A 24,542-nucleotide genomic window follows, 5' to 3' on the forward strand; every position below is an offset into this window, starting at 1 on the left:
CGCTATGCTAAGCGCCAATTTTTATTTATTTTGCAAGTAGTTTGGAAATTAGAATGCAAGAGCAATACAGCCCGCAGGATATCGAACAAAAAGTTCAAAAATATTGGGATGAAAATCAAACATTTAAAGTAACTGAGCAAGAAGGTAAAGAAAAGTTTTACTGTCTCTCAATGTTCCCTTACCCAAGTGGTCGCCTGCACATGGGTCACGTACGTAACTACACCATTGGTGATGTAGTATCACGTTTCCAACGCTTGCAAGGCAAAAACGTAATGCAACCTATGGGTTGGGATGCATTTGGTCTACCTGCTGAAAACGCCGCAATTAAAAACAACACGGCACCTGCAAAATGGACGTACGAAAACATTGACTACATGCGCAACCAGTTAAAGCAACTTGGTTTTGGTTACGACTGGGATCGTGAAATCGCGACCTGTCACCCTGAGTACTACAAGTGGGAACAATGGTTCTTCACAAAACTGTACGAAAAAGGCCTTGTATACAAAAAAATGTCAACGGTTAACTGGGATCCAGTAGACCAAACCGTACTTGCAAACGAACAAGTTATTGACGGTCGTGGTTGGCGTTCAGGTGCTGTTGTAGAGCAAAAAGAAATTCCGCAGTGGTTTATTAAAATTACTGACTATGCGCAAGAGCTACTTGACGACTTAGACAAACTTGAGCACTGGCCTGAGCAAGTTAAAACCATGCAGCGCAACTGGATTGGTCGCTCTGAAGGGTTAGAAATCGACTTTAAACGTGCTGATAACGGTGAAACATTCACTGTGTACACAACGCGTCCAGATACCTTTATGGGCGTAACCTATGTTGGTGTTGCAGCCGGTCACCCAATTGCACAAGAAGCTGCTAAAAATAATCCAGCGGTTGCTGCCTTCGTTGAAGAATGTAAAAACACCAAAGTTGCTGAAGCTGATATGGCAACAATGGAGAAAAAAGGCATCGACACCGGCTTTAAAGCAATTCACCCATTAACTGGCGAAGAAGTACCGGTTTGGGCTGCTAACTTTGTACTAATGGACTACGGCTCAGGTGCAGTAATGGCAGTACCAGGTCACGACCAACGTGACTTTGAATTTGCTACTGCCTACGGCCTTGAAATCAAGCAAGTTATTGCACCTGTTGAAGGATCTGAACTCACAGCAGATATCGCCAATGAAGCATTCACTGAAAAAGGCGTGTTAATTAACTCTGGCGAATTTGATGGCCTTGAGTTTGAAGCAGCATTTAATGCGATTGCCGATAAACTTGAAGGTATCGGCGCAGGTAAGCGTAAAGTAAACTTCCGTCTTCGTGACTGGGGTGTAAGCCGTCAGCGTTACTGGGGTTCACCAATCCCAATGTTAAACAAAGAAGACGGCTCTGAGCTTGCGGCTACAGAAGACATGCTGCCAGTACGCCTGCCGGAAGATGTGGTAATGAATGGTGTTACATCACCAATCAAAGCTGACCCTGAATGGGCTAAAGCAACTGTTAACGGCGAACAAGTATTCCACGAAACTGATACATTCGATACCTTTATGGAATCGTCTTGGTACTACGCACGCTACTGTAGCCCGCGCTACGATGAAGGCATGTTAGAGCCAGGTGCTGCTAACTACTGGCTTCCTGTAAACCAGTATATCGGTGGTATTGAGCACGCTATTTTGCATTTACTTTATGCGCGTTTCTTCCACAAGCTATTACGTGATTTTGGCCTAGTAAATTCAGATGAGCCGTTCGAACGTTTATTATGTCAGGGCATGGTATTAGCAGAAACCTTCTTCCGTAAAGACGAGAAAGGCGGCGACGTTTGGATTGCACCAAGCGACGTTGAGAGCGAAAAAGACGACAAAGGTCGCGTTGTAAAAGCGTGGCACAAAGACGACGGCCAACCAGTTGAATCTGCTGGTATGAGCAAAATGTCTAAATCGAAAAATAACGGTATTGACCCACAAACGGTTATTAACCAATACGGCGCCGATACAGTGCGTTTATTTATGATGTTTACCGCGCCACCAGAGCAAACGTTAGAATGGTCTGATTCAGGTGTAGAAGGTGCACATCGTTTTATTAAACGTGTCTGGAAATACGCAACTGAAGTAATGGCAAATGAGCGTACAACCCTTGATAGTGCTTCGCTTTCAAACGAGCAAAAAGTGCTTCGTCGTGAATTACATAAAGCAATTGCGAAAGTGTCTGATGACTTAGATCGTCGTCAAACATTTAACACAGCGATTGCCGCGGTTATGGAGTTACTTAACAAGCTTGTTAAAGCGCCATTAAACGATAGCAACGATATCGCGATTGGTTATGAAGCGCTTGAAGCATTAATCGTGATGCTTTCACCTATCACACCGCACGTGTGTCATGAATTATGGCTAAACCTTGGCAAGCAAGGTGAGGTCGTTGATGCACCATGGCCTGTAGTTGATCAATCAGCGATGGTTGAAGACGAAAAGCTAGTTGTAGTGCAGGTAAACGGTAAAGTACGCGGTAAAATTACCGTTGCTGCTGACGCAGACCAAGACGCGGTTGAAAAAGCAGCGTTTGCGGAACCTAATGTGACTAAATTCACAGACGGTTTAACTATTCGCAAGGTTATCTTTATTAAAGGTAAATTGCTAAACGTGGTTGCAAACTAATGTTTGCACCACGCTTTTTACAAAACACAGCATTATTGCTGTGTTTTGTGCTTTTAGTTGGCTGCGGTTTTAAATTGCGTACCGCATCAGTATTACCTGACGATCTGCAAAACTTAGTGGTCACGGCGACAAACCCGGACTCTCAGCTTTTTACCGAGCTACAAAACAGTTTAGCGCTGAGCAATATTAATACTGATTCAAAGCACGCTACCGCTGAGTTAAAGCTACTAAAAGACTCTCTTAACCGTCGTACACTAAGTTTATTCCCAAACGGCCAAGTAGCCGAGCATGAACTTATTTACACTGTCAGTTACCAACTTATTCGTGACAAGCAAAAGCCAATTACCAATAGCTTTGAGCTTACCCGTAATTATCAAGACGACCCTGATAACGCGCTAGCTAAATCGCGAGAAATGGAATTGATCCTGTCAGAGTTGCGCCAACAAGCAAGTAACTTGATTATTCGTCAGTTAGGCCAATATTAATGCGTATTTATCCGAACCAATTAGTTGCTCAGTTAAAACAAGGCTTAGTGCCTTTTTACTTACTTTTTGGTGAAGAAGCATTTTTATTAAACCAAGCTGCAAACCAAGTTAAATCAATTGCAAAAGCACAAGGATTTGATGAGGTCATTCGCTTTGCCGCTTCTCCCCAGTTTGACTGGCAAGAAATTGTGCAAGAATATGCAAGCTTGTCACTCTTTGCTAATCGCAAAATTATCGAATTAGAACTTGGTGACAGTAAGCCCAATGCTGCAGCCAGCAAGTTATTACAATCGCTTGCGCAAAACCCAAACCCCGATTGCATTCTCGTTATCAAAGGCGAAAAAGTAGGTAACGACATTCAGCGTGGCGCATGGTTTAAGGCATTGGATAAACACGGGTTATTTGTGCCGTGTTACCCGCTTCAAGGAAAGCAGCTGTTTGCGTGGCTTGAACAGCAGTGCCAAAGTTTGAATTTGCGATTATCTGCTGATGCTAAAACCTTATTAGTTGACTACAACCAAGATAATTTGTTCGCAATATCCCAAGAACTTGAAAAGCTCTCTTTACTCAATATTTCCGGTGAAATTAACGCCCAAACCTTAGCACCAACGCTAGTCAATCAGTCGCGTTTAGACGTATTTGACTTAAGCGACGCCCTATTAAAAGGCGACAGTGTTCAGATCAGCAAAGTAATGCTTAAGCTAAAACAAGAAAACGTCGAACCAACCATTATTTTATGGGCACTGGTACGCGAGTTTGAAAGCTTACAAGCAATGCAACAAGCAATAGCAAACGGCGAATCATTCAATGCAATTTTCAGCCAATTTAAGGTGTGGAAAAATAAGCAAGCCATTACAGAGCAAGCATTAAGGCGTTTAACACACGTTGAACTGAGCGCGCTCGGTGATGTACTTGCCGAATTTGATTTAGCCTACAAACAACACCAACATATTGATGCCTACCAACACTTGCTGCATATTGCCCTAATGTTTGTTGGTCCTCTGCCCTTTTCTGTACCGTTTAACGCAAAAGTAGAACAATACGCCAACCTATGATTGTTATTTTAGGTGGCACATTTGACCCAATACACACAGGGCACCTTGCATTAGCGAAACAAGCGGATCAAATACTGGCGCCAAGCAAAGTACTGTTTATGCCGTGCAAGCAACCTGTACATAAAGCCACATCGGGCATTACAAGCACGCACCGCATTAATATGATTAAACTCGCAATTAAAGATGAGGCCAACTTTGCGATTGATTTGCGTGAAATAAACCGCGAAACACCAAGTTATGCGCTAGAAAGCCTAATGAGCTTCAGACAAGAATTCCCGCTAGTGCCTTTATTTTTTATTATCGGCATGGATTCACTCAACACCTTGCATAAATGGCATAAATGGCAAGACTGTATCAGCAATAGCAACTTTTTAGTTTTTCAACGACCTGGCGAAACATTTCAGCCAAACCCTCAAGTTGCGCCGTTTATTAGTGGCGATATTAACGATGCAATAAAAGACTTACCGCTTGCCGGTCATATCTTTCTTGCACAGCACCAGCAAGTAGCCATTTCATCCTCGGCACTGCGTACAAATCTTACCCAATACAAAAATGATTTCCTGCCAGAAGCGGTTTCTGACTATATAAAACAGCATCGTCTCTACCAATAAACCCTCTGCACGTGTTAAAATTTAACAATTAAGCCAAATAAACCAATTACTAGGAAATACTTTTGGATCCTCGCGAGTTATTAGACTTTGTAATCGACAAAGCAGACGACATCAAAGCCGTTGATATCACCACGTTAGATATGACAGATAAATCATCAATTACCGACTATATGGTTGTGTGCTCAGGCACTTCAAAACGCCATGTACAGTCAATTGCCAACAACGTTGCGCTTGAAGCAAAAGCACAAGGTATTGAAATCATCGGTACCGAAGGCCAACAAGAAGGCGAATGGGTATTACTTGATTTAGGTGATGTAGTACTTCATGTAATGCAAGAAAGTGCACGTGAATTCTACCAGTTAGAAAAACTTTGGAGCTAATTCTGTGCGTATTCAGCTAATTGCTGTTGGTACGAAAATGCCAGCGTGGGTAGAAACCGGCTTTCAAGAGTATCAGCGCCGGTTTCCGCGCGATATGAGCTTAGAGCTTATTGAGATTCCCGCTGGTAAACGCGGTAAAAATGCCGATATCAAGCGTATTTTACAGCAAGAAGGTGAAAAAACCTTAGCGGCAATTCCTAAAGGGAACAAAATCGTTACTTTAGAGGTCACAGGTAAAGCACTCGATACCCACCAACTTGCCAAGGAAATGAGTAAATGGCAACTTGATGGACGCGATATCAGCTTACTAATTGGCGGCCCTGAAGGTTTGGCACCTGAATGTATTGCCGCTTCTGAGCAAAAATGGTCATTGTCTAATTTGACCTTGCCGCACCCACTGGTAAGAATAATCGTCGCAGAAAGCTTGTATCGTGCATGGAGTTTGAATAACAATCACCCTTATCACCGAGAATAAGAATAAAAACAATTAGATGCTAAAACAACGCGCTACTATCAGGGATCACTCAGCGGAGGCTAATTTAGTCGCCCGCCGCGCGTTTGTGGCGTTTGTGTTTGTCATGATTGTTATTGGCATCTTGTTTGTTAACGTGTTTAATTTACAAGTTAATCAACACCAAAGTTACCAAACTCGCTCCAACGAAAACCGCATTAAAGTCATTCCAATTGCGCCAAACCGTGGCCTGATATACGACCGTAACGGTGTTCTACTCGCGGAAAACCGCCCTGTTTATAATCTTGAAGTAATCCCAGAGGAATCTGACGACCTAGAAAAAAGTTTAAGCGAAGTCTCAGCTCTATTTGATATTAGCCAAGAGCAGCAACAAGAGTTTCTTAAAAACAGTAAACGCAAACGTCGTTTTAAAAGCCAAATTTTAAAGTCGCGCCTAACCCCAGAACAAGTTGCATTGTTTTCTGTTAACCAACACAAATACCCAGGCTTTAGCGTTGAAGCACGCTTGGCGCGTCATTACCCTTATGGCGATGCCCTAACCCATGCCATTGGTTATGTTGCCAAGATGAATAAAACCGAGCACTTTGAGCTTGAGATGGAAGGCCGCGACGTAAACTATCGGGCAACTCGTGATATCGGTAAGTTAGGCATCGAAAAATATTACGAAGAAATATTACATGGCACAGTCGGTAGCGAAGAAGTTGAAATAAATAACCGCGGGCGAATTTTACGCACGCTAAAATCCACCGCTCCGGAACCTGGCAAAGATCTCATTCTGACACTGGATATTGGCTTACAGCAAATAGCACAAGCGGCGCTTGATGGCATGCGTGGTGCGGTTGTGGTAATGGATGCCCGTGACGGCGGTATTTTAGCCTTTTATTCAAACCCAAGTTACGATCCTAATTTATTTGTTCACGGCATTAGTAGCAAAGATTACAAAGCTCTGCTCAACCCCGATAGACCTCTTGTTAACCGTGTAACCAAAGGGGTTTATCCACCAGCATCAACAATTAAACCACACCTTGCAATGTTGGCCCTTGATGAAGACGTTGTTACTGAAACAACCGAATTATACGACCCAGGTTTTTTTAAATTACCGAAAGCGGATCACCGTTGGCGTGACTGGAAACCTTGGGGGCATGGCAAAGTCGATGTATATCGAGCAATCGAAGAAAGTTGCGATACCTACTTTTATGAAGTGGGTTACCGCTTAGGCATCGATAAAATTAGCGAGTTTATGTATCAATTTGGTTTTGGTCAGCGCACAGGCATTGACATTCACGAAGAAAAAACAGCCAACTTGCCGTCGCGTGAATGGAAAGAAGTCACATACAAGTTACCTTGGTACCCAGGCGACACACCAAATATTTCAATTGGTCAGGGCTATTGGACCGCAACGCCAATGCAAATAGCCAACTCCATGACTATCATGGTGAACAAGGGTCTGCGTTATCAGCCGCATTTAGTGTCAGCAACTAAATTGAGCGACCAAGTACAAATTATTGCCCGTGATGAAAAGCCCCCCGTGCAACTTAAAAATGACGAAAATTGGGATATTGCACTACGTGCGATGTACAACACAGTACATAAAAAAACGGGCACGGCGCATAAAGCCTTTATTGGTGCACAATACACGGCAGGTGGAAAAACCGGTACTGCGCAAGTAAAAAGTATCGCCCAAGGTGAGCGTTACAACGCAGAAAAACTAGACGAGCGCCATCGCGATAACGCAATGTATATTGGTTTTGCCCCTTATGAAAAGCCTGAGATTGTAATAGCTGTTGCCGTTGAAAATACCGGTGGCGGCGCAACCGTTGGGGCACCGATTGCGCGTACATTAATGGACTATTACTTTTCGAATAAACCAGAATCTTTGGTAGGTAAACCGTGAAGGCGCTCAATCACAATAAAACGATTTGGGATAGATTACACTTAGACTGGCCATTACTTGTGGCAATTTTAGCCTTAATGAGCGGCAGTTTAGTGGTAGTTTACAGTGCCGGCGGTCAGAATATTGATTTAGTATTTCGTCAAGCAACCCGTATTGGACTTGGCCTATTTGTTATGTTCGCCCTTGCCCAAGTATCACCCACAAATATGCGGCGCTGGGCATTGCCCATCTACGTGGTTGGTGTTGCCCTGCTGGTTGCCGTCATGTTTTTTGGTGTATCAAGTAAAGGCGCACAGCGCTGGCTCAATGTGGGTATTCGCTTTCAACCCTCTGAGATTATGAAACTCGCCATGCCGATAATGGTTGCTTGGTATATTAGCCGTTATCATTTGCCACCGAAATATCGTCATTTAGCAATTGGCTTGTTAATTGTTGCTATTCCAACACGTTTAATCATGAAGCAACCCGATTTAGGCACATCAATTCTGATTGCCAGTTCTGGTTTATTTGTGTTGTTTTTTGCTGGCCTTCATTGGCGACTAATTCTTGGTGCTTTAGCCATTGCACCGGCCGCAATTTATGGTTTTTGGCATTATGGCATGCACGAATATCAAAAGACTCGCGTACTAACCATGCTCGACCCTGAGAGCGACCCTCTCGGTGCGGGATATCATATTATCCAGTCAAAAATAGCCATTGGCTCGGGCGGTGTTGAAGGTAAAGGTTGGACGCATGGCACGCAGTCTCAATTAGAATTTTTGCCTGAGCGTCACACCGATTTTATATTCTCGGTACTTAGCGAAGAATTTGGCTTAATTGGTGTCACAGTTTTACTTAGCTTGTATTTATTTATTATTGCTCGTGGTTTATTTATTGCTGTCAGTGCACAAGATGCATTCGGCAAATTGTTAGCAGCGAGTATTACCCTGACCTTCTTTGTTTATGTTTTTGTAAACATTGGTATGGTTTCAGGATTATTACCTGTAGTAGGGGTTCCCCTTCCCCTTATCAGCTATGGCGGTACGTCCATGGTAACCCTGCTTGCGGGGTTCGGTATTATTATGTCTATTGCAACCCATAAGCGCATTTTGGTGAAATAACACAATGAAACACCTACTACTTTTAACAATTCTAATTTCTATAACCGCATGTGCGCCGTCTGGTCGCTACAGTATGCGTCATGATGCGGCGCCACTACGCGCGCCATTGCCAGAAGAAATGCAAGATGTTGCCGTAACATCTGAAAAAAAGAGCATTTCTGCAAGCAGACCTTATGAAGTGCACGGCAAGCGTTATCAGCCATTGCACAGTGAAGTAGGCTTCAGCCAAACGGGAGTAGCCTCTTGGTATGGGCGAAAATTCCATGGCTATGCCACATCTAATGGTGAGCCTTACGATATGTTCGCCATGACCGCAGCACATAAAACCTTACCGTTACCCAGTTTCGTGCGTGTTACCAACTTAGAAAATGGTAATACTGCAGTGGTACGTGTTAACGACCGCGGGCCATTTCACGATGATCGTATTATCGATTTATCGTACGCCGCCGCATATAAACTAGGCTACCATCGCAAAGGTACCGCAAAAGTAAAAATAGAAGCCCTAGTTCCGGAAACTAATCATCACAAAGCCTATATTCAAATTGCCGCAGCGCAAAGTATCGAGCATTTAGGCGTGCTTGCTAAAGCGTTAACGGCAGAACATCAGGTAGACAGTAAAATTGTGAAAAAAGATGGAATTTATCGCTTACGCCTTGGTCCAATCGACAATGCGCAAGTTGCGAAAGAATTACTCGATAAAATTAAGGCAAACAGCCATGAAAACGCATTCATGCTTTACAGTGACTGATTGCTTTAGGATAATTAACGCAAAATACCCAAAACTAATACAATTGACCCAAAGAGCCAATGAATCGAATTAAAAAAACAGTTATTGCTGCCATTGCAGCAGCGTCGTGCTTTTCACTGCAAGCACAAATCATCCCCGCGCCTCCTCAAATCAATGCCAAGGGCTATTTTTTAGTTGACTTTACAACAGGTAAAGTAATTGCCGAAGGTGAAGCTGATACTAAGCTAGCACCGGCAAGTTTAACCAAAATGATGACCAGCTATGTGATTGGTCTTGAGGTAGAAAGCGGTAATATTTCACTTGATGATCAAGTTACCATCAGTGAAAGAGCGTGGGCAAAAAACTTCCCTGACTCATCAAAAATGTTTATCGAAGTAGGTAAACAAGTATCGGTAGAAGACCTAAACCGCGGCATTATTGTTCAATCAGGTAATGATGCGTGTGTAGCAATGGCAGAACACATTGCAGGTAGTGAGCCAGCATTTGCTGATTTAATGAATGCCCATGCACAAAAATTAGGTATGAGTAATACGCACTTTATCAACAGCCACGGGTTAGATACTACAGAGCACTATACTACGCCACGTGATATGGCAACCTTAGGTGTTGCACTCATTCGTGACGTACCAGCTGAGTACTCGCTATACTCAGAGAAGTCGTTCACGTATAACGGCATTAAGCAGTATAACCGTAACTCACTGTTGTGGGATGAAAACCTAAACGTTGATGGTATTAAAACAGGCCACACCAGTGAAGCTGGCTACAGCCTTGTAACCTCAGCTAAAAAAGGCAATATGCGTCTAGTATCAGTTGTAATGGGTACTAAGAGCGAGCGTTCACGTGCAACAGAAAGCCGTAAATTACTTAACTACGGTTTCCGCTTTTTCGAAACAGTGACGCCATATAAAGCCGGTGACAGCTTTGCTGAGCAGCGTATTTGGATGGGTCACAAAGAAACGGTATCGCTAGGTATTTTAGAAGATACACCGATCACCATTCCTCGTGGTCAAATGAAAAACCTAAAAGCGAATTTCGAGCTAGACCAAACACTTGAAGCACCAATTGAAAAAGGTGTAAAAGTGGGTACTTTGTTCTTACAACTAGACGGTGAAGATATTGCACAATATCCACTAGTAACGTTGGAAGAAATTAACGAAGGTAGCTTCTTTAGCAAAATCTACGATTACATTCGTCTACAAATTAACAACTAATCTGTTAATTAATAAAAAAAGCGCCATTTGGCGCTTTTTTTATTTGTAAATTGCCAAAGACAGATAAACATTATTAATAAGCGTTTTTTTGAATTTATGATAGACTAGCGGGCATTTTCTTAGGGCCAGCTAAATGGTCGTAATAACCCTATAATTACTGAGGTGAAATGTGGTTAATCCGGTTAAAAATACTAAATTTGACGAGTTTTTAGAGTTCCCTTGTCCTTTTACTTTTAAAGTAATGGGCCTTGCAAATGTTGACTTAACCTCGCAAGTATTAACTGTGATGCAAAAGTTAGCGCCTGGCGACTACGCACCAAAAACCAAAGCTAGCAGCAAAGGTAATTATGAGTCTGTAAGTTTAGTTGCAACAGTCACCAGCAAAGAACATATCGAAACAATTTATACTGAGCTTGGCTCAATCGCAGACGTACGTTACGTACTGTAAGGTCTATTAGTATGCCTAAATTGATCGTTCGACAGCTTAATCGCCAAGATTACGAGCCGGTATGGCAGGCAATGCAGGACTATACCGATACGCGCGACGAAAATGCCGCTGATGAAATTTGGTTGGTAGAACACAACCCTGTGTTTACCCAAGGTCAAGCAGGCAAAGAAGAACACTTATTAATGACCGGTGATATCCCGGTAGTTAAAGTTGATCGTGGCGGCCAAGTAACTTATCACGGTCCAGGCCAACAAGTACTGTATGTACTGTTTAATTTACGTCGTCTCAAAATTGGTGTGCGCGAATTGGTTACCTGGCTTGAAGAAACGGTGATCGATACCCTAAATGATTTCGGTATCAAGGCGTACGCCAAAGCCGATGCACCGGGCGTATATGTCGACGAAAAGAAAATAGCCTCTTTGGGTCTTCGCGTTCGTCGCGGCTGTTCTTTTCACGGTCTTGCGTTAAATATCGATATGGATATGGAACCGTTTTTACGCATTAATCCATGTGGTTATGCCGGAATGGAAATGCTACAAACCAAACAAATTAATGGCCCACAAACGCTAGAAGAAGCGTCAAGCGGGCTGGTAAAGCACCTAGTTAAAAAATTAGGTACCACTGAATATGAGCAAGTAGTAGGTTTTTAATCAATGAGTAAACCTGTAAAAATGCAACCGGGCGTAAAGCTTCGTGATGCGGAAAAAATGGCACTAATCCCCGTCAAGGTTATGCCAACTGAAAAAGAAGAAATGCTGCGCAAGCCAGAATGGCTAAAAATCCGTTTACCTAAATCAAGTGAGCGTATTGACGGCATTAAAAGCGCAATGCGTAAGCATGGTTTGCACTCAGTGTGTGAAGAAGCATCTTGTCCAAACTTGTCTGAGTGTTTTAACCACGGCACAGCAACCTTTATGATTTTAGGTGCAATTTGTACCCGTCGTTGCCCGTTCTGTGATGTTGCCCACGGTCGACCGCTGAAGCCTGATGCACAAGAGCCAGAAAAGCTTGCCTTAACGATTAAAGATATGAAGCTAAGTTACGTTGTAATTACGTCTGTTGACCGTGATGACTTACGTGACGGTGGTGCACAGCACTTTGCCGACTGTATTCGCGAAATTCGCAAACACAATCCAGGTATTACGATTGAAATTTTAGTACCTGACTTCCGTGGTCGTATGGATAAAGCCCTTGAGATTTTAACCGAAACGCCACCTGATGTGTTTAACCACAACTTAGAAACGGCGCCGCGCCTTTATAAGCTTGCGCGTCCAGGTGCTGACTACAAATGGTCACTTGAATTACTGCGTCGCTTTAAAGAAGCTCACCCGAACGTTAAAACAAAATCAGGTTTAATGGTTGGCTTAGGCGAAGAAATTAGCGAAATTGAAGAAGTGTTGCGCGATTTACGTGAACACAATGTAGATATGCTTACTGTGGGTCAGTATCTACAGCCTTCTAAGCACCATTTACCAGTTAAGCGCTACGTGCCGCCTGTCGAATTTGATGCATTAAAAGACTATGCTGATGAAATTGGCTTCAGTCATGCAGCTTGTGGTCCGTTTGTACGCTCTAGTTACCACGCTGATTTACAAGCAGCAGGTAAAGAGGTTAAGTAACGAAAGCGTAAGCTAAATTACTTAAATAGATTACAAATAAAAGCCAGCACATGCTGGCTTTTATGTTTTATATTCGATTCATTTTTAATGCGTAACGAATGCAAAATGGCGCAATAAATCGATGAAATGGCTTAATGATTGCCATATACACTCGCCCTTTTAACGTTCTTAACTCCACCTCTGTCGCAACAATAAATTGACTTTGCGACACCCGTTTTACCGTTAGCCAAATTGCCATATTGGGCTCCTCACTGGTACTGACAACTTGCTCATCGCTTACCAATTGATAACGCAAAAACCCAGCGCTCTCGCCTGTTTTCATCGAGGTCAAACTACTTCCCATATTAATATCTGTTGCCAAAAAGCCACACAGTGAGACGACTTTGTTACGCAGTGTCAAAAGGCCTTTCACCCACTGTGGCAACTCAGCAAAAATAGCAAAATAAACCTGCTGTGCAGTTAAGTCAGCCTTGTTTGCAGTAAACATAAATGCGTCTTTGTAACACGCCCCGCAGCCTTTGCTAATAACACTTGGAAATTGAATTGCCGTAACTTTATTTTTTACCGAGCTGCTTTTGTAAAAACGCATCTTTAAACGCCTTTTTTCCATCTTTAAGGCCTAAAATAAGTAGCAACAGCACTACTCCACCAGGCACTAAAACAGCCATAAGCAGCGGACCAACAACATAGCTATAACAAAAGATAAACGGCAGAAAAATAACCGAGCCAAGTAATCGTTTTAAATGTTCCATACTCACTCCTAAAATAAATTGAGCGCGCTCATTTTATTATTGAGCGCGCTCAAAAATCAACACAATTTTTATTGCGTTAATTTATAAAGCTGGTGTAATAGCACATGTACTGGAGGAAAACGTGTCAAAAAAAGAACAAACAAAACAACTTATTCTTACAACTGCATGGCTGCTTTTTAAAGAAAATGGATACCAAAATACCAGCACGCGCGATATTGCTATGGCGTCTGGTGTTGCCAACGGCACAGTATTTAGTCATTTCAAAAGTAAAATAGACATATTAAAAGCGGGATTTTCAGACCAATTAGATGAAGTGCTGTTAAACGCCAGCAAAAAAGATAAAAGCCATACTGCAATTGAACGCATGTCGCACTATGCTAAAGCGCTCTACCCGTTTTACTTATCTCAGCGTGAGTTTAGTCGAGAGTTACTTGGCACGATCATGTGGCAACACAGTGAACTTACCCCTCAGTTAGCACGATTTAAACACCAGCTAATACACGATAACAGCGCAAATGCACATCATGCTGATGTGATCATTGATCTTTATTTTATGACCTTGCTATACGGGCTAAATCACCCTGAAATAAATGAAAATGAATTAGTTGCACAACTTGAAAATAAGCTGAGTTTGCTCAATGTACCGAACTAACATTCAGGTCAACTAAAATAAATTAAGCTAGGTAGCATTAAGCATAAGTTAATAATAACGCTTTAAAATACGCGGTGTTGAACTTGCAAAGAGCAAAGCTCAACACGCACTTGTGTAAGTCCACTTAATTTCGTTAAACAAGATAAAGGAACTACTATGAATCGCTTTGCTAAACCTTTGTTTTTATGTTCACTTATTGCCACCAGCACAATTACATTAACCGCGTGTCAATCTGCCCCTGAAGTACAGCAATCAACAATGCGCACCTTAAATACTGAAGTATTTTATTTAGACCGCAGCATGTTGCCGCCTAATGCCGAGTTAACAGTAACGCTTGAAGACGTATCAAAAATGGACGTTGCCGCGACCGTGATCAGTAGTAAATTAACCACGCTCGATACTGCGCCACCTTATCGCGTTGCACTAACTTATGATGAAGCACTCATTAAAGACAACATGCGCTACAACGTGCGCGCACAGATCCGTAAAGACGGCAAGTTATTGTATACCACGACACAATCAAATAACCCGTTTGTAAATAACAGCGATCCGCTACGACTAAAAGTGACTAAAATCGCCCCAACAATCAAACCAGATGTGCCGCTGACAAATACTTATTGGAAAGCCACCATGTTACAAGATGCTCAAGTGAATACACCTGAAGGTGCACGAGAAGTCTTTGTGCAGTTAAAAGCCGATGGTAACGCGCGTGGATTTGCTGGCTGCAATAACTTTATGGGTGGCTATTTAGCAAAAGAGTTTGGCCTGCGCTTTAAAGGCATGGCCAGTACCATGATGATGTGCCAAGGTACGGCGAAAACCCTTGAAAGTGCAATGCATCAAGTATTGCAAGATACGTTTGAATACAAAATAAAGGGTGAGTCATTAACCTTATTTAACGAGAAAAAAGAAAAAATTGCTCAGTTTAGTGCCGTATATTTTAACTAACTAAACCTTGCTTAATGCATAAAAAAAGCCGCATTTTGCGGCTTTTTTTTATTCTTCAACGAGTTGTTCGCTACGGTAAAAACCACCGTCATCCGATAACAAGGCAACAAGTTCTGGTAAACATGCGTCCATGGTTTTTTTCAATGTCCATGGTGGGTTTATCACAATCATGCCTGAGGCCGTCATACCTAATTCATCACTATCTGCGCTCGTCGCAAGCTCAAATAACTGAATATTGCGAATACCCGATGCAATAAGCCCCTGCTCCATTTTTTCAATGCGCTCGCGTGTTACTACAGGATACCAAATCATAATCGTGCCACTGTTAAATCTCGCGTTGGCTTTTTTAACGGTTTTAACAACTTGCTCGTAATCCGACTTTATTTCGTAAGGAGGGTCTATTAATGCGCAACCACGTTTTGCTTGCGGTGGTAGTAAACCTAATAGTCCTGCAAATCCGTTTTCTTTACGAACATAGGTTTGCTTGCGACGCGTGCTAAGCTCAGCCATATTGTTTTTTAAGCTTTCGCTATCTTGCGGGTGCAATTCGAATAACCAGCGTTTGTCGCTATCACGTAACAAGCTGTCAGCAACAAGTGGCGAACCGGGATAGAACTCAAGTTCCCCTTTATTAAACTGTTTTACACGCTCAACATAATTTGCAATTGCTTGGTTGTCACCTTTGTATTGCCATAACTTAGCAATACCATCTAAATACTCTTGCGTTTTTTGGGCGTCTGCATTGGCTAAACGATAAATGCCAACACCTGAGTGGGTATCAATGTATTCAAGTGGCTTATCTTTTTGCGTAAGATAAGTAAGCGTTTCAATTAATACTAAATGTTTAATAACATCAGCAGGGTTACCTGCATGAAAAGAGTGACGATAGCTAAGCATATACAGCCCTAAACGTAAATTTGCTGCATTATAACTCTTTTACACATGTTTTACGGGTAGATTTTGCGCAGTTAAACGATTTTAGCTAAATTTCCTTGAACTTAGCCTTGCTATCGCCATCCAATACCCATATTTACATATTACTGTCACATTTATTCATTATTATTTAAGGCGTGCCATTATGAGCGACAATTTATACTCTACGCTACATTCGTTAGTTGACCAATTAATCTCCCAAAACCAAACCCTAAAAGAAGAAAAGCAAGCGCTTGAAGCTGCGTTAGCCAAAGCAAAAGACGAGCTTGAAACATCGCAGCTTGAATTAATGGAGCTTGAAGAATCAAGCAGCTCACAAGCAGCGTCTTTAAACGAACTTGTTACTAAGCTTTCGCAAGCGGCAAGTTAATTTATGGCGCAAGGTGATAATCAGGGCCTCGCAATAACCTTACTTGGCAAGCAACATATGATTGCTTGCCCAAAAGGCAAAGAAGATGAGCTGCTTGCTGCAGCCAACCGTTTAAACGATGAGTTAAACGAATTTAAACAGCGTGCACACACCAAAAGCGATGATAAAGTATTGCTGATGGTCGCTTTGAATCTTTGTCACCAATTACTCAGTGCTGACGCGCAACATACCAAGCAAATGAACCAACTGATTGTTAAGTTGTTGTCAGCAGTCGAATAATATATCTCAGATTGTTCTGGAAATTATTTTACTATTGCGATATTAATGTCACACCTTTAACCGCTAAAAACCGTTGGCCATGCAAAAATCTCAACTATTTGGCATCAAACTACTCGTTATTAGTTTAGTATTTTTTGTCATTTTAATTGTAGATGCAGTGGTTATTTGCCAGCTTTTAAATACGCAAAACTCGGTAACTGTGTTACAAGTTCAATTGTGGGGAAGCTGTTTGGTAGCAGGTGGTATTGTGAGTGGCATTTCGCTTTTACAGCTCAAAAAAATCAGCGCAATGCGTGCATCAAGCTATTTAATTATGGCCTTGATTTTTATAGCCTTACCCTTTATTTTTGCGACAAGCCCTTATTCTGTAACAAGTTTTTTTAACTTCTTTTAAATCTTACAGTTATCAATTTTTTGCTTTTTTGTCATTTCTGATACTTTTTTCTTGTCTACACTTAAACCAAGTTTTCCTGAAAAGGCATGCTGGTTATGTATCGCTCACCCGAGTTAAAAGGTCTATTGCTATCGCTGTTACTTGCATTAGTAGCACCAACTGTATCTGCCGTGAGCGACAAATCGAATATTTGGCAACTTATTGCTGAAAATAGACAGCTAGCAAACCTCTCACACCCACGAATAGACGATAAATTACACTGGTATTCGCAACAATCGTTTTATGCCAGCAATATTTCATTGCGTGCAAAGCCATACTTACCCTACATAGTTGCAGAGCTTAAAAAACGTAATATGCCGATAGAATTAGCCCTACTGCCCATTGTTGAAAGTGATTTTCGTATGACTAAATCACAAAAAGGCGCGGCGGGAATTTGGCAGCTTATGCCACTGATTGCACGGCATTATAATGTGCCAATTAACGGATATTACGATGGCCGCTTTGACTTAGCGCTTTCAACCCATGCTGCGCTAAGTTATTTGAACGAACTATACGTGACTTTTAACAAAAACTGGTTGTTAGCAATCGCGGCCTATAACTGCGGTGAGGGTAAAGTAAAAGAGGCGATACGTATAAATAAACATAACGCTAAACCAGTAGATTTTTGGCATTTGCCATTACCGCAAGAAACCAAAGATTATGTACCTAAATTATTAGCGGTTAATAAACTGATTGCGAACAATCCGTCGTTTTTTCCACCTGTGGAAAGCACATCCCCTACTCGTATCATCGATGTAGAGCAGCCCTTTTCCATTATTGTAATTGCAGAACTACTCCAAGTGCCAAGCGCGGAAATATTAAAACTAAATCGCGCCTATATCGCCGACAAAAGTGCACCAAATGGCCCCTTTCACTTACTGCTACCAAAAAAGCTCGGCATCACACTAGAACAAGTATTGTTGTTTAGCCGCTATGGTAAAGATAAAGGATACACAGTTAAAAAAGGGGACTCTTTATACCGCCTAGCAAACCTCACGAACACATCAATTTCAAAGTTAAAAGCGCTTAATCGTTTAACTACAGATGTATTGTATATCGGGCAGCGTTTAATCTTACCCGCCAGCAGTAAAAGCATGCCGAGTTTAGTGCGTGAATATGCCATTAGCCGCTACATCAAACGGGCAAAACCGGAAATCGAAAGATTAGAAGTATCTTACCAGGTTAAACCGAGCGATTCCCTTTGGCACATTGCCACTTTGTTTGATGTTACCATCAAGCAACTGCGCGATTGGAATGCATTGCCGCGAAAAGGCATTATAAAACCAGGGCAAGAATTAAAAATTGTTATTACGCAAGCTAAAGCGGCGCCGCAAAACATCCTTACATCTGGCGATATCACCGAGCAACTGCCCTACTTTTCAATTAGCCAAACTGCGACATTAAACAATTGATTTTCGCGTCTTAATCTGAATTCATATATACTGCGAAAAATTGTTAAATTTAGGATTATTATGCAAATCGCAAAAGACGCCGTTGTTGAATTTCATTACACCGTTTTTGAAGGTGACACTCAGTTAGAATCAAGCAAAGATGGCTCTCCACTAGCTTACCTTCATGGCCATGAAGGCATGTTACCAGGTTTAGAAAATGCGCTTGATGGCAAAGCAGCTGATGAGAAATTTAGCGTTGAGCTTGAAGCTAAAGACGCGTACGGCCCACGCCACGATAATGCAGTTCAGCGTATTCCTTTAAAGCACTTACAAGGTGCTAAAGTATGGAAGCCAGGCATGACTGCCGTTGTGCATACCGATCAAGGTCAACGCCAAGTGACAATCATTAAAGTTGGTCGCTTTAACGCTGATTGTGATTTAAACCACCCATTTGCCGGTAAAGATTTAACCTTTAATATCGAAGTTGTATCAGTACGCGAAGCAACAAGCGAAGAGTTATCGCACGGCCATGTGCATGGCGCTGGCGGTTGCGGCCACTAAATTATGAGTAAGGTAGCAGTAGTTACTGGCGGTAGTAAAGGCATTGGCCTTGCTACCGTTTCGCGATTAATTGACGATGGTTATACCGTATACAACCTGGATATTAGCCATTCAGAAGTCGGGCATTTTATCGACTGCGATGTGAGCAATGTTGATGCGGTTGCCAACGTGATTGCAAATTTAGGGCAACAACATCAATCAATTGATGTGGTTGTATCTAATGCAGGTCGCCACCTTTCAGCTAACATCGAAAACACATCTGAACAGATGCTAGACGAGCTATTTTCGTTGAATGTGAAAGGCGCGTTTAGCCTAATTAAGCATGCGCTACCTTTTATGAAACAAAACGGCGGCGCAATTGTGCTAGTAGCGTCTGATCAAGCGCTTATTGGTAAGCGAAACTCCTTCGCATATAACTTATCTAAAGCGGCACTTGCCTCAATGGCACGTACCACCGCGTTAGACTATGCCGAATATAACATTCGTGCCAACGCTGTTTGTCCAGGTACCATTGAAACACCGCTTTATCATGCAGCTATCGATAGTTACTGTGAAAAAAGCGGCGCTAACAAGGCCGAAGTACACGCTGAAGAAGAAGCACTACAACCGCTTAACCGTTTAGGTCAGGCGAATGAGGTAGCAGATTACATTGGCTTTTTGGTAAGTGATAAAGCGACATTTATCACCGGTAGCTTGCAGGTTATTGACGGTGGATACACAGCGCAATAACGCTATATTCGACCCTCACCTTCATCTTTTTGATTTAGATGAAGGTGATTATTTTTGGCTCAAAAATGCACTGCCCCCTTGGCCAAAAATTAGTTTAATTCAACGCAATTTCACACCAGCCGATTTAAAACTACCGGTACATTTTCAGCTTGACAGCTATGCGCATATTGAAGCGGGTTTTAATAATACTCACCCCGCGGCCGAAATCGCCTTTTTAGAACAAAAATACAAACGCGCGCATTGTGCGATAAGTTATGCGCAAATTGACCAAGACCCACATACTTTTAAAGAGCAAATTCAGGACTTTTCACGCTATGCTACTTTTGTTGGCATTCGAGATATTAGTGAAGGTGCGGATGCCGAGCGATTATTAAAGCCAGAAGTCGTAAGCAATTTTGCGCTGCTTGAAAGCCATCAGTTAATCTTTGAGGCGCAGTTTGAACTTCACCAACACCCTATCACAAAGCGCTTATGTGATTTAGCAAAAGCATGCCCCACTTTAAATATTGTGTTAAATCACGCAGGTCTGGTTACAGCTGAATCGTTTGATGATTGGCACACAGCAATCAAAAAACTGGCACGCTTTGATAATATCGCGATAAAGTATTCTGGGTTTGAAATGATAGACTTGCCATTAAACGATCCATTCAGAAAAACGGTGTTGACCACACTAGTTACACATTTTGGCGAAAACCGCGTTATGTTTGCCAGTAACTTTCCAATTTGTTTAATGACATCAAGTTATGCCTCGCTTTGGCAACAATATTACGACCTGTGCCCTGATACAGCACTGTGGCAAAAGCTCAGTTTTGCTAATGCGAAGCGAATTTATCAGATACAGAAATAGCGATAGCTCGCCAGCTCTCAGGTTAATTATTACGAGATATTTGCTAAAGCCTTATTAGCGTTATGCCACGCATATTCATGTAATTTCCAATGTTTTGGTGACCAGCCCTCTAAAAAGCGCACAAAGTCCGCCCACGCAACGCTATAAAGTGCTAACCAGCACGATAAAATTTGCGTACCGCCCGACTTAGCAAACACATCACAATACTTTAAAAACGCCGTTTGATAATAATTCAGTAACTCATGCTCAACAGCATATAATTGCTCACTGGTAAATGCACTACTGAGTAACAGCATTACGTCTTGTATACCAATGCCTTTACCAACATACTGAAAGTCATACCCTGCAACGGTATTTTGCGACATCATAAAGTTAGCAATTTTAGCATCGCCATGAATAAGTGTTTGATACGGACAGCTCCGCAATTGATGATCTAACTCTGGCGCTGCCGCTTTTAACGCTGTGTGCGACATTGCATTTAACTCATCCGGACGCGTCGCAAGATGCCAATAACCGCCTTGCTGCCATAGCTTGTTGTCACTGACATTAAGATTTTGCGCATGAAAACACGCCAACCAATCAAGAATTTCTTTAACCGCTGAGATATCATCTTCGGCTATGGCTTCAAACCCCGCAGATGCTAAATCACTAAGCAGTAAATACTGTGTATTATCAGCTTCCAGTAACCCTAAAAATTGTGGCGTAACAACATCTAGTTTGTTGCTGTAGTGGCGATAAAAATATTGTTCATTGCGATAAGAACTTAGCTTTCGAGCAGATGCAAAGTCACTATTCCAGCCCTTCGGGTGGTGTATTTCAGTTGGTTTGCAAATGGATTTTACTACCACTGATTCATCATTTTGTGCAAACGAAATACGATGCAGTGCACCAAAGCCACTCCAAACTGTTTTGAAGGTATCTACTTGGCGAATATTTGACTTGCCAAGAGTTTGGCATATTTGCAGTTGAATGGTGTCATTTAGCATAGTGGAACCGATATTATCAAATCGCGTACACGCTACCATATTGCAAAAAAAAGAGCAGCAAATGCCGCTCTTTTGTTCAACGAGTAACAATTAGAAATTTTGCTTAGTTGCTTTGTAGCGCAGTGTCACATTTGCATACGGTAAAATACCACGCAGACGGAAATACCACTTACCCTCTTCAGGTTTGTCTAGCGTACATGTTTCGTTGCTGCCCCATAAATATGGACGACAATCATATTTAAAGAAGTTAGGCTGTTTACCGTGGCGCACATATAAATCTGCTTCACCATCGCCTTCAATTGACACTTCTAACGTATCAAAACCCGCTGGCAGTTCAATAGTACGGTGATCCCACCAGAACCAACCAGATAGGTTTTCAAATGTACCTTCAATAACTGTTGGCGCTGGGCGTGTATCAAAGTCAATTACGATTGGGTCGTGATCAGATGCACGATAAGCGTGATCAGCATATAAACTTGCTAGGTGCTTATCTGATTTGTATTCCATGTTGTAGTCAAGTGAAACTGGCTCGTCAGCATTAATATGCCAATCTTGAATACCAACTACTTTGTCATACATGCTGCTTGATGCAAATGCGTGATCTAAACTACCAATGCGACCTTGATATACATACGAGTAATCACGTGTATGACCAAAGCGTTGCTTTTTAATGTTTACAAAACCATTGTTAACAAATGCATAGATTGGGTCCTCTTCACCATACGCGTTCATATCGCCAAGAATTACCATATCTTCATCAGCTACAGTAGTTGGGTTAGTCGCTAACCACTCATTCAGTTTATTAACTGCGTTAACGCGAGTTTGGTTCCAACAACCTTGACCATCTTTTTGGTCTGCATCTAAACCTTCCGCTTTACTACAGCTACCCTTTGAACGTAAGTGAGTAACCACTACAGAGAAGTTCTCTTTGGTTAGCTTATCAGTAAAGGTTTGCATTACTGGTGGACGGTTTCCGTAATCAAACGGAACTGCTTCAGTGAACGCAGCTGTGCCTATTTCTGCCACTTTATTACTACGATAAATAATCGCCGACATAATTGCGTCGCCACCGACCTGTTCCGTGTTTAAATTAACAAAAGCATAGGTATCATTTGCTTGAGCGGCATTTAAAGACGCAACTAAATCAGCAATTGCACTTAAATCAGAAAAACCATCGTTTTCCATTTCAAGTAAACCAATCACATCTGCATTTAGTGCTAAGATTGCGCTCACTGTTTTTGCTTTTTGACGTTCAAATTCTTCTGCAGTGTCTGCACCACGAGGCGTTGGGAAACCACCGCCTTGGCCGTCACCATTGAAGTAATTAAGTACGTTAAAGCTCGCAATTCGTAAATTACTGTTTTCAACAGCGTCTGGCGCTTCGCTACGCTCATTTTCAGGGATAAAGTTTGGTGTTGTTGTTGGGTGAATACGGTACTGGCTATAGCCATAGCCAAGCACACCAGTAAGGCCATTTACTTTATCGCCTAAACGCAATGTATTGTATGCATCAAGTTCTGGCGTTGGGTATGGGATCACCTCAGGGTTTTGCGCGCTTGAACCATCATCTAATGTAATAGATTTAAGCTTGTTTTCAGCCTCTACTGCATTTGCAGCATCACCAGGCAGTGCAACTTGTGTGCTTTGAAATAAACGTTCTGTGCCAAGTTTTAACTCGCCATAGCGTGAAAGACCATAAGTGTCATTTACAACTAGTTCATTAGATACACTTACAAGCATACCTTCATACGCTTCTAAGCCACCTTCAGCTGGTAGTGTTATTTCTGTGGCGCTGTAACTTTCTGTACCACACACTTTAAGATCACCAACATAAGCAAGTTGAGTTTGCCCATATTTTTCTTCTACTTTTGCACGTAGTTTTACAACATCACCTTGTGCTACTTCAGTTTTGTTGTAATAAACAAAAATACCTTCTGATGTGGTTAAGTCACTATCTTGGTCAAATGACTCTTCTTGTAAGAAAAAGCCTTTTAACTGATCGTCACCTTGCAGGCTTACAGTAACAACTGCTTGCACTTCAACTGTTTCGCCTACAAGCGAGCTCGCATCACCATTCCCTTGAATAGAACTAATAAGAGTTGCATCACCACCGCATTCAACTGGGTCCGGCTCTTCTGTTTGCTGGTTGTGGCTACCCACATTTGAAAAATCATCTTTTGGCAATGCCATCCATTCAAGTTCGCCATCAAACGCTGCAAATGCATCTGTACGGCCAGATTTCACAGATTCTAATCTAACTAACGAACGGTCTTGAGTGCGTACATCGCCGCTTACCCAAGCTGAGCCTGGATCGACACCAATTTGGCCTAAGCTATCAACCACAGTGTCGCTGTTAGTTAATGTAACCGCGTCATCACCGTTAAACCAACTGCCATCAGTATCAAGCTGCGCTTTTGCTTTTAACGCTTCCGCTGCACGTGAGTGTGCAACAACATAAGTAGTGTTAGGTGCAAGCTCACCAGCAAGCGTAATCGTACGGCCAATTTCCGTCTTACCATTGAAATAAAAATTTAGTGCGTAAGTTGATAAATCAACTGCGGTATCGCCTGCATTATAAACTTCAACCGCTTTATTGTAGCTACCGCCTTCAACGTATTCCGAAATGATCACATTCGCATTGGCACTGGCTGTTGCCAAGGCAATTGCGCTTGCCAAAAGTGTTTTCTTTAACATTAGTATTGTTCCCGATTTTGTTTTACCCGACTAAGGAACATCGTATGCTAGGCATATAAAGTGACAAATCAATTACAAAATAGTGTTTATTTACAGTGATTTACGATTAATTTAACATTTTTGAAACATTTGAAAAGGAAAGGACGAATGTCCGGTGTTTTAGCTATTTTTAGGAATAAGAAAAGAATATCAATTCCCAAATGGAATTAGTGTTACTTATTTTTAATTCCATTCGGACATATGACCTTGCTGCTACCAATGAAAAATTCACGGCGACACTATTAGCCGTTTTATTGTATTTA

The 24,542-nt window shown here is 42.0% G+C and carries 27 protein-coding genes; 22 read left to right on the forward strand and 5 right to left on the reverse strand.

Annotation, left to right across the window (positions count from 1 at the left end):
* Positions 1-53: 53 nt before the first annotated feature.
* The 13 genes from leuS (at position 54) to lipA (ending at position 12,665) form a co-directional block, all read left to right on the forward strand.
* Entirely contained in the window at positions 54-2,642 is a 2,589-nt protein-coding gene (gene leuS, locus AC2IOM_RS13000) for a leucine--tRNA ligase (protein ID WP_010560405.1), read from the forward strand.
* Positions 2,642-3,127 (forward strand): LPS-assembly lipoprotein LptE, encoded by a 486-nt coding sequence (locus tag AC2IOM_RS13005; protein ID WP_054978456.1) that lies wholly within the window; start codon positions 2,642-2,644, stop codon positions 3,125-3,127. Before leuS ends, AC2IOM_RS13005 begins: the two co-directional genes overlap by 1 nt.
* Positions 3,127-4,182, forward strand: coding sequence for a DNA polymerase III subunit delta (holA, locus tag AC2IOM_RS13010; RefSeq protein ID WP_486358600.1), 1,056 nt, complete (start codon positions 3,127-3,129; stop codon positions 4,180-4,182). Before AC2IOM_RS13005 ends, holA begins: the two co-directional genes overlap by 1 nt.
* Positions 4,179-4,793: a nicotinate-nucleotide adenylyltransferase gene (nadD, locus tag AC2IOM_RS13015; protein ID WP_486358601.1), complete on the forward strand. Its 615-nt coding sequence runs from the start codon at positions 4,179-4,181 to the stop codon at positions 4,791-4,793. Before holA ends, nadD begins: the two co-directional genes overlap by 4 nt.
* A 62-nt stretch (positions 4,794-4,855) precedes the next feature.
* Positions 4,856-5,173: a ribosome silencing factor gene (rsfS, locus tag AC2IOM_RS13020; protein ID WP_010560409.1), complete on the forward strand. Its 318-nt coding sequence runs from the start codon at positions 4,856-4,858 to the stop codon at positions 5,171-5,173.
* Positions 5,174-5,177: 4 nt separating this feature from the next.
* The gene (gene rlmH, locus AC2IOM_RS13025) at positions 5,178-5,648 is read left to right on the forward strand and encodes a 23S rRNA (pseudouridine(1915)-N(3))-methyltransferase RlmH (protein ID WP_010560410.1); all 471 of its coding nucleotides are present in this window, start codon (positions 5,178-5,180) and stop codon (positions 5,646-5,648) included.
* Between the two features lie 16 nt (positions 5,649-5,664).
* The gene (gene mrdA, locus AC2IOM_RS13030; RefSeq protein WP_138634754.1) at positions 5,665-7,539 is read left to right on the forward strand and encodes a penicillin-binding protein 2; all 1,875 of its coding nucleotides are present in this window, start codon (positions 5,665-5,667) and stop codon (positions 7,537-7,539) included.
* The gene (gene rodA / locus AC2IOM_RS13035) at positions 7,536-8,639 is read left to right on the forward strand and encodes a rod shape-determining protein RodA (RefSeq protein WP_486358602.1); all 1,104 of its coding nucleotides are present in this window, start codon (positions 7,536-7,538) and stop codon (positions 8,637-8,639) included. The genes mrdA and rodA overlap by 4 nt, the downstream gene beginning before the upstream one ends.
* A 4-nt stretch (positions 8,640-8,643) precedes the next feature.
* Complete coding sequence (locus AC2IOM_RS13040; RefSeq protein WP_486358603.1) at positions 8,644-9,387, forward strand: septal ring lytic transglycosylase RlpA family protein; 744 nt, start codon at positions 8,644-8,646, stop codon at positions 9,385-9,387.
* 59 nt (positions 9,388-9,446) lie between these two features.
* On the forward strand, positions 9,447-10,598 hold the full coding sequence (locus tag AC2IOM_RS13045; RefSeq protein WP_054978450.1) for a serine hydrolase: 1,152 nt from the start codon (positions 9,447-9,449) through the stop codon (positions 10,596-10,598).
* Between the two features lie 169 nt (positions 10,599-10,767).
* Positions 10,768-11,046: a DUF493 family protein YbeD gene (gene ybeD / locus AC2IOM_RS13050; protein ID WP_010560415.1), complete on the forward strand. Its 279-nt coding sequence runs from the start codon at positions 10,768-10,770 to the stop codon at positions 11,044-11,046.
* Positions 11,047-11,051: 5 nt separating this feature from the next.
* Entirely contained in the window at positions 11,052-11,696 is a 645-nt protein-coding gene (gene lipB, locus AC2IOM_RS13055) for a lipoyl(octanoyl) transferase LipB (protein WP_486359566.1), read from the forward strand.
* Between the two features lie 3 nt (positions 11,697-11,699).
* Positions 11,700-12,665 carry a lipoyl synthase gene (gene lipA, locus AC2IOM_RS13060; RefSeq protein ID WP_054978448.1) on the forward strand — a complete coding sequence of 322 codons (966 nt, stop codon included), beginning with the start codon at positions 11,700-11,702 and terminating at the stop codon, positions 12,663-12,665.
* Positions 12,666-12,732: 67 nt separating this feature from the next.
* Here the strand turns inward: lipA and AC2IOM_RS13065 are convergent, their stop codons facing one another.
* On the reverse strand, positions 12,733-13,254 hold the full coding sequence (locus tag AC2IOM_RS13065) for a DUF2867 domain-containing protein (protein WP_486358604.1): 522 nt from the start codon (positions 13,252-13,254) through the stop codon (positions 12,733-12,735).
* Positions 13,220-13,417: a hypothetical protein gene (locus AC2IOM_RS13070; RefSeq protein ID WP_486358605.1), complete on the reverse strand. Its 198-nt coding sequence runs from the start codon at positions 13,415-13,417 to the stop codon at positions 13,220-13,222. Before AC2IOM_RS13070 ends, AC2IOM_RS13065 begins: the two co-directional genes overlap by 35 nt.
* 121 nt (positions 13,418-13,538) lie before the next feature.
* On the opposite strand from AC2IOM_RS13070, the gene AC2IOM_RS13075 reads away from it, so the two are divergent.
* Together AC2IOM_RS13075 and AC2IOM_RS13080 are read left to right on the forward strand one after the other, a co-directional pair.
* Positions 13,539-14,069 carry a TetR/AcrR family transcriptional regulator gene (locus AC2IOM_RS13075; protein ID WP_486358606.1) on the forward strand — a complete coding sequence of 177 codons (531 nt, stop codon included), beginning with the start codon at positions 13,539-13,541 and terminating at the stop codon, positions 14,067-14,069.
* A 156-nt stretch (positions 14,070-14,225) separates the two neighbouring features.
* Positions 14,226-15,017, forward strand: coding sequence for an META domain-containing protein (locus AC2IOM_RS13080; RefSeq protein ID WP_486358607.1), 792 nt, complete (start codon positions 14,226-14,228; stop codon positions 15,015-15,017).
* A 48-nt stretch (positions 15,018-15,065) separates the two neighbouring features.
* Here the strand turns inward: AC2IOM_RS13080 and AC2IOM_RS13085 are convergent, their stop codons facing one another.
* Complete coding sequence (locus tag AC2IOM_RS13085; RefSeq protein WP_486358608.1) at positions 15,066-15,914, reverse strand: 23S rRNA (adenine(2030)-N(6))-methyltransferase RlmJ; 849 nt, start codon at positions 15,912-15,914, stop codon at positions 15,066-15,068.
* A gap of 181 nt (positions 15,915-16,095) precedes the next feature.
* Here AC2IOM_RS13085 and AC2IOM_RS13090 point away from each other — a divergent pair, with 181 nt between their 5' ends.
* From AC2IOM_RS13090 to AC2IOM_RS13120, 7 genes are all read left to right on the forward strand, one after another.
* Positions 16,096-16,320, forward strand: coding sequence for a DUF904 domain-containing protein (locus tag AC2IOM_RS13090; RefSeq protein ID WP_486358609.1), 225 nt, complete (start codon positions 16,096-16,098; stop codon positions 16,318-16,320).
* A gap of 3 nt (positions 16,321-16,323) precedes the next feature.
* Positions 16,324-16,599, forward strand: a complete 276-nt coding sequence (locus AC2IOM_RS13095; protein ID WP_010560424.1) for a cell division protein ZapA — start codon at positions 16,324-16,326, stop codon at positions 16,597-16,599.
* Positions 16,600-16,678: 79 nt separating this feature from the next.
* Positions 16,679-16,993: a hypothetical protein gene (locus AC2IOM_RS13100; protein WP_100913123.1), complete on the forward strand. Its 315-nt coding sequence runs from the start codon at positions 16,679-16,681 to the stop codon at positions 16,991-16,993.
* 95 nt (positions 16,994-17,088) lie between these two features.
* Positions 17,089-18,444: a LysM peptidoglycan-binding domain-containing protein gene (locus AC2IOM_RS13105; RefSeq protein ID WP_486358610.1), complete on the forward strand. Its 1,356-nt coding sequence runs from the start codon at positions 17,089-17,091 to the stop codon at positions 18,442-18,444.
* A gap of 60 nt (positions 18,445-18,504) precedes the next feature.
* Positions 18,505-18,984: an FKBP-type peptidyl-prolyl cis-trans isomerase gene (locus tag AC2IOM_RS13110; protein ID WP_010560427.1), complete on the forward strand. Its 480-nt coding sequence runs from the start codon at positions 18,505-18,507 to the stop codon at positions 18,982-18,984.
* 3 nt (positions 18,985-18,987) lie between these two features.
* Positions 18,988-19,713 (forward strand): SDR family NAD(P)-dependent oxidoreductase, encoded by a 726-nt coding sequence (locus AC2IOM_RS13115; protein ID WP_486358611.1) that lies wholly within the window; start codon positions 18,988-18,990, stop codon positions 19,711-19,713.
* Positions 19,694-20,560: an amidohydrolase family protein gene (locus AC2IOM_RS13120; RefSeq protein ID WP_486358612.1), complete on the forward strand. Its 867-nt coding sequence runs from the start codon at positions 19,694-19,696 to the stop codon at positions 20,558-20,560. The genes AC2IOM_RS13115 and AC2IOM_RS13120 overlap by 20 nt, the downstream gene beginning before the upstream one ends.
* Before the next feature lie 29 nt (positions 20,561-20,589).
* On the opposite strand, the gene AC2IOM_RS13125 is transcribed toward AC2IOM_RS13120, so the two are convergent.
* Together AC2IOM_RS13125 and AC2IOM_RS13130 are read right to left on the reverse strand one after the other, a co-directional pair.
* Complete coding sequence (locus tag AC2IOM_RS13125) at positions 20,590-21,546, reverse strand: phosphotransferase (RefSeq protein WP_486358613.1); 957 nt, start codon at positions 21,544-21,546, stop codon at positions 20,590-20,592.
* Positions 21,547-21,636: 90 nt separating this feature from the next.
* Positions 21,637-24,240 carry an ExeM/NucH family extracellular endonuclease gene (locus AC2IOM_RS13130; RefSeq protein WP_486358614.1) on the reverse strand — a complete coding sequence of 868 codons (2,604 nt, stop codon included), beginning with the start codon at positions 24,238-24,240 and terminating at the stop codon, positions 21,637-21,639.
* Between the last annotated feature and the right edge of the window lie 302 nt (positions 24,241-24,542).

Source organism: Pseudoalteromonas sp. NS-SX12, from assembly GCF_057367955.1.

Bases quoted from the DNA above. Each gene is read 5' to 3' on its own strand.
- leuS (WP_010560405.1), top strand. From the start codon at position 54: ATGCAAGAGCAATACAGCCCGCAGGATATCGAACAAAAAGTTCAAAAA.
- AC2IOM_RS13005 (WP_054978456.1), top strand. From the start codon at position 2,642: ATGTTTGCACCACGCTTTTTACAAAACACAGCATTATTGCTGTGTTTT.
- holA (WP_486358600.1), top strand. From the start codon at position 3,127: ATGCGTATTTATCCGAACCAATTAGTTGCTCAGTTAAAACAAGGCTTA.
- nadD (WP_486358601.1), top strand. From the start codon at position 4,179: ATGATTGTTATTTTAGGTGGCACATTTGACCCAATACACACAGGGCAC.
- mrdA (WP_138634754.1), top strand. From the start codon at position 5,665: ATGCTAAAACAACGCGCTACTATCAGGGATCACTCAGCGGAGGCTAAT.
- AC2IOM_RS13040 (WP_486358603.1), top strand. From the start codon at position 8,644: ATGAAACACCTACTACTTTTAACAATTCTAATTTCTATAACCGCATGT.
- AC2IOM_RS13045 (WP_054978450.1), top strand. From the start codon at position 9,447: ATGAATCGAATTAAAAAAACAGTTATTGCTGCCATTGCAGCAGCGTCG.
- lipA (WP_054978448.1), top strand. From the start codon at position 11,700: ATGAGTAAACCTGTAAAAATGCAACCGGGCGTAAAGCTTCGTGATGCG.
- AC2IOM_RS13065 (WP_486358604.1), bottom strand. From the start codon at position 13,254: ATGCGTTTTTACAAAAGCAGCTCGGTAAAAAATAAAGTTACGGCAATT.
- AC2IOM_RS13070 (WP_486358605.1), bottom strand. From the start codon at position 13,417: ATGGAACATTTAAAACGATTACTTGGCTCGGTTATTTTTCTGCCGTTT.
- AC2IOM_RS13080 (WP_486358607.1), top strand. From the start codon at position 14,226: ATGAATCGCTTTGCTAAACCTTTGTTTTTATGTTCACTTATTGCCACC.
- AC2IOM_RS13085 (WP_486358608.1), bottom strand. From the start codon at position 15,914: ATGCTTAGCTATCGTCACTCTTTTCATGCAGGTAACCCTGCTGATGTT.
- AC2IOM_RS13090 (WP_486358609.1), top strand. From the start codon at position 16,096: ATGAGCGACAATTTATACTCTACGCTACATTCGTTAGTTGACCAATTA.
- AC2IOM_RS13095 (WP_010560424.1), top strand. From the start codon at position 16,324: ATGGCGCAAGGTGATAATCAGGGCCTCGCAATAACCTTACTTGGCAAG.
- AC2IOM_RS13100 (WP_100913123.1), top strand. From the start codon at position 16,679: ATGCAAAAATCTCAACTATTTGGCATCAAACTACTCGTTATTAGTTTA.
- AC2IOM_RS13105 (WP_486358610.1), top strand. From the start codon at position 17,089: ATGTATCGCTCACCCGAGTTAAAAGGTCTATTGCTATCGCTGTTACTT.
- AC2IOM_RS13110 (WP_010560427.1), top strand. From the start codon at position 18,505: ATGCAAATCGCAAAAGACGCCGTTGTTGAATTTCATTACACCGTTTTT.
- AC2IOM_RS13115 (WP_486358611.1), top strand. From the start codon at position 18,988: ATGAGTAAGGTAGCAGTAGTTACTGGCGGTAGTAAAGGCATTGGCCTT.
- AC2IOM_RS13125 (WP_486358613.1), bottom strand. From the start codon at position 21,546: ATGCTAAATGACACCATTCAACTGCAAATATGCCAAACTCTTGGCAAG.
- AC2IOM_RS13130 (WP_486358614.1), bottom strand. From the start codon at position 24,240: ATGTTAAAGAAAACACTTTTGGCAAGCGCAATTGCCTTGGCAACAGCC.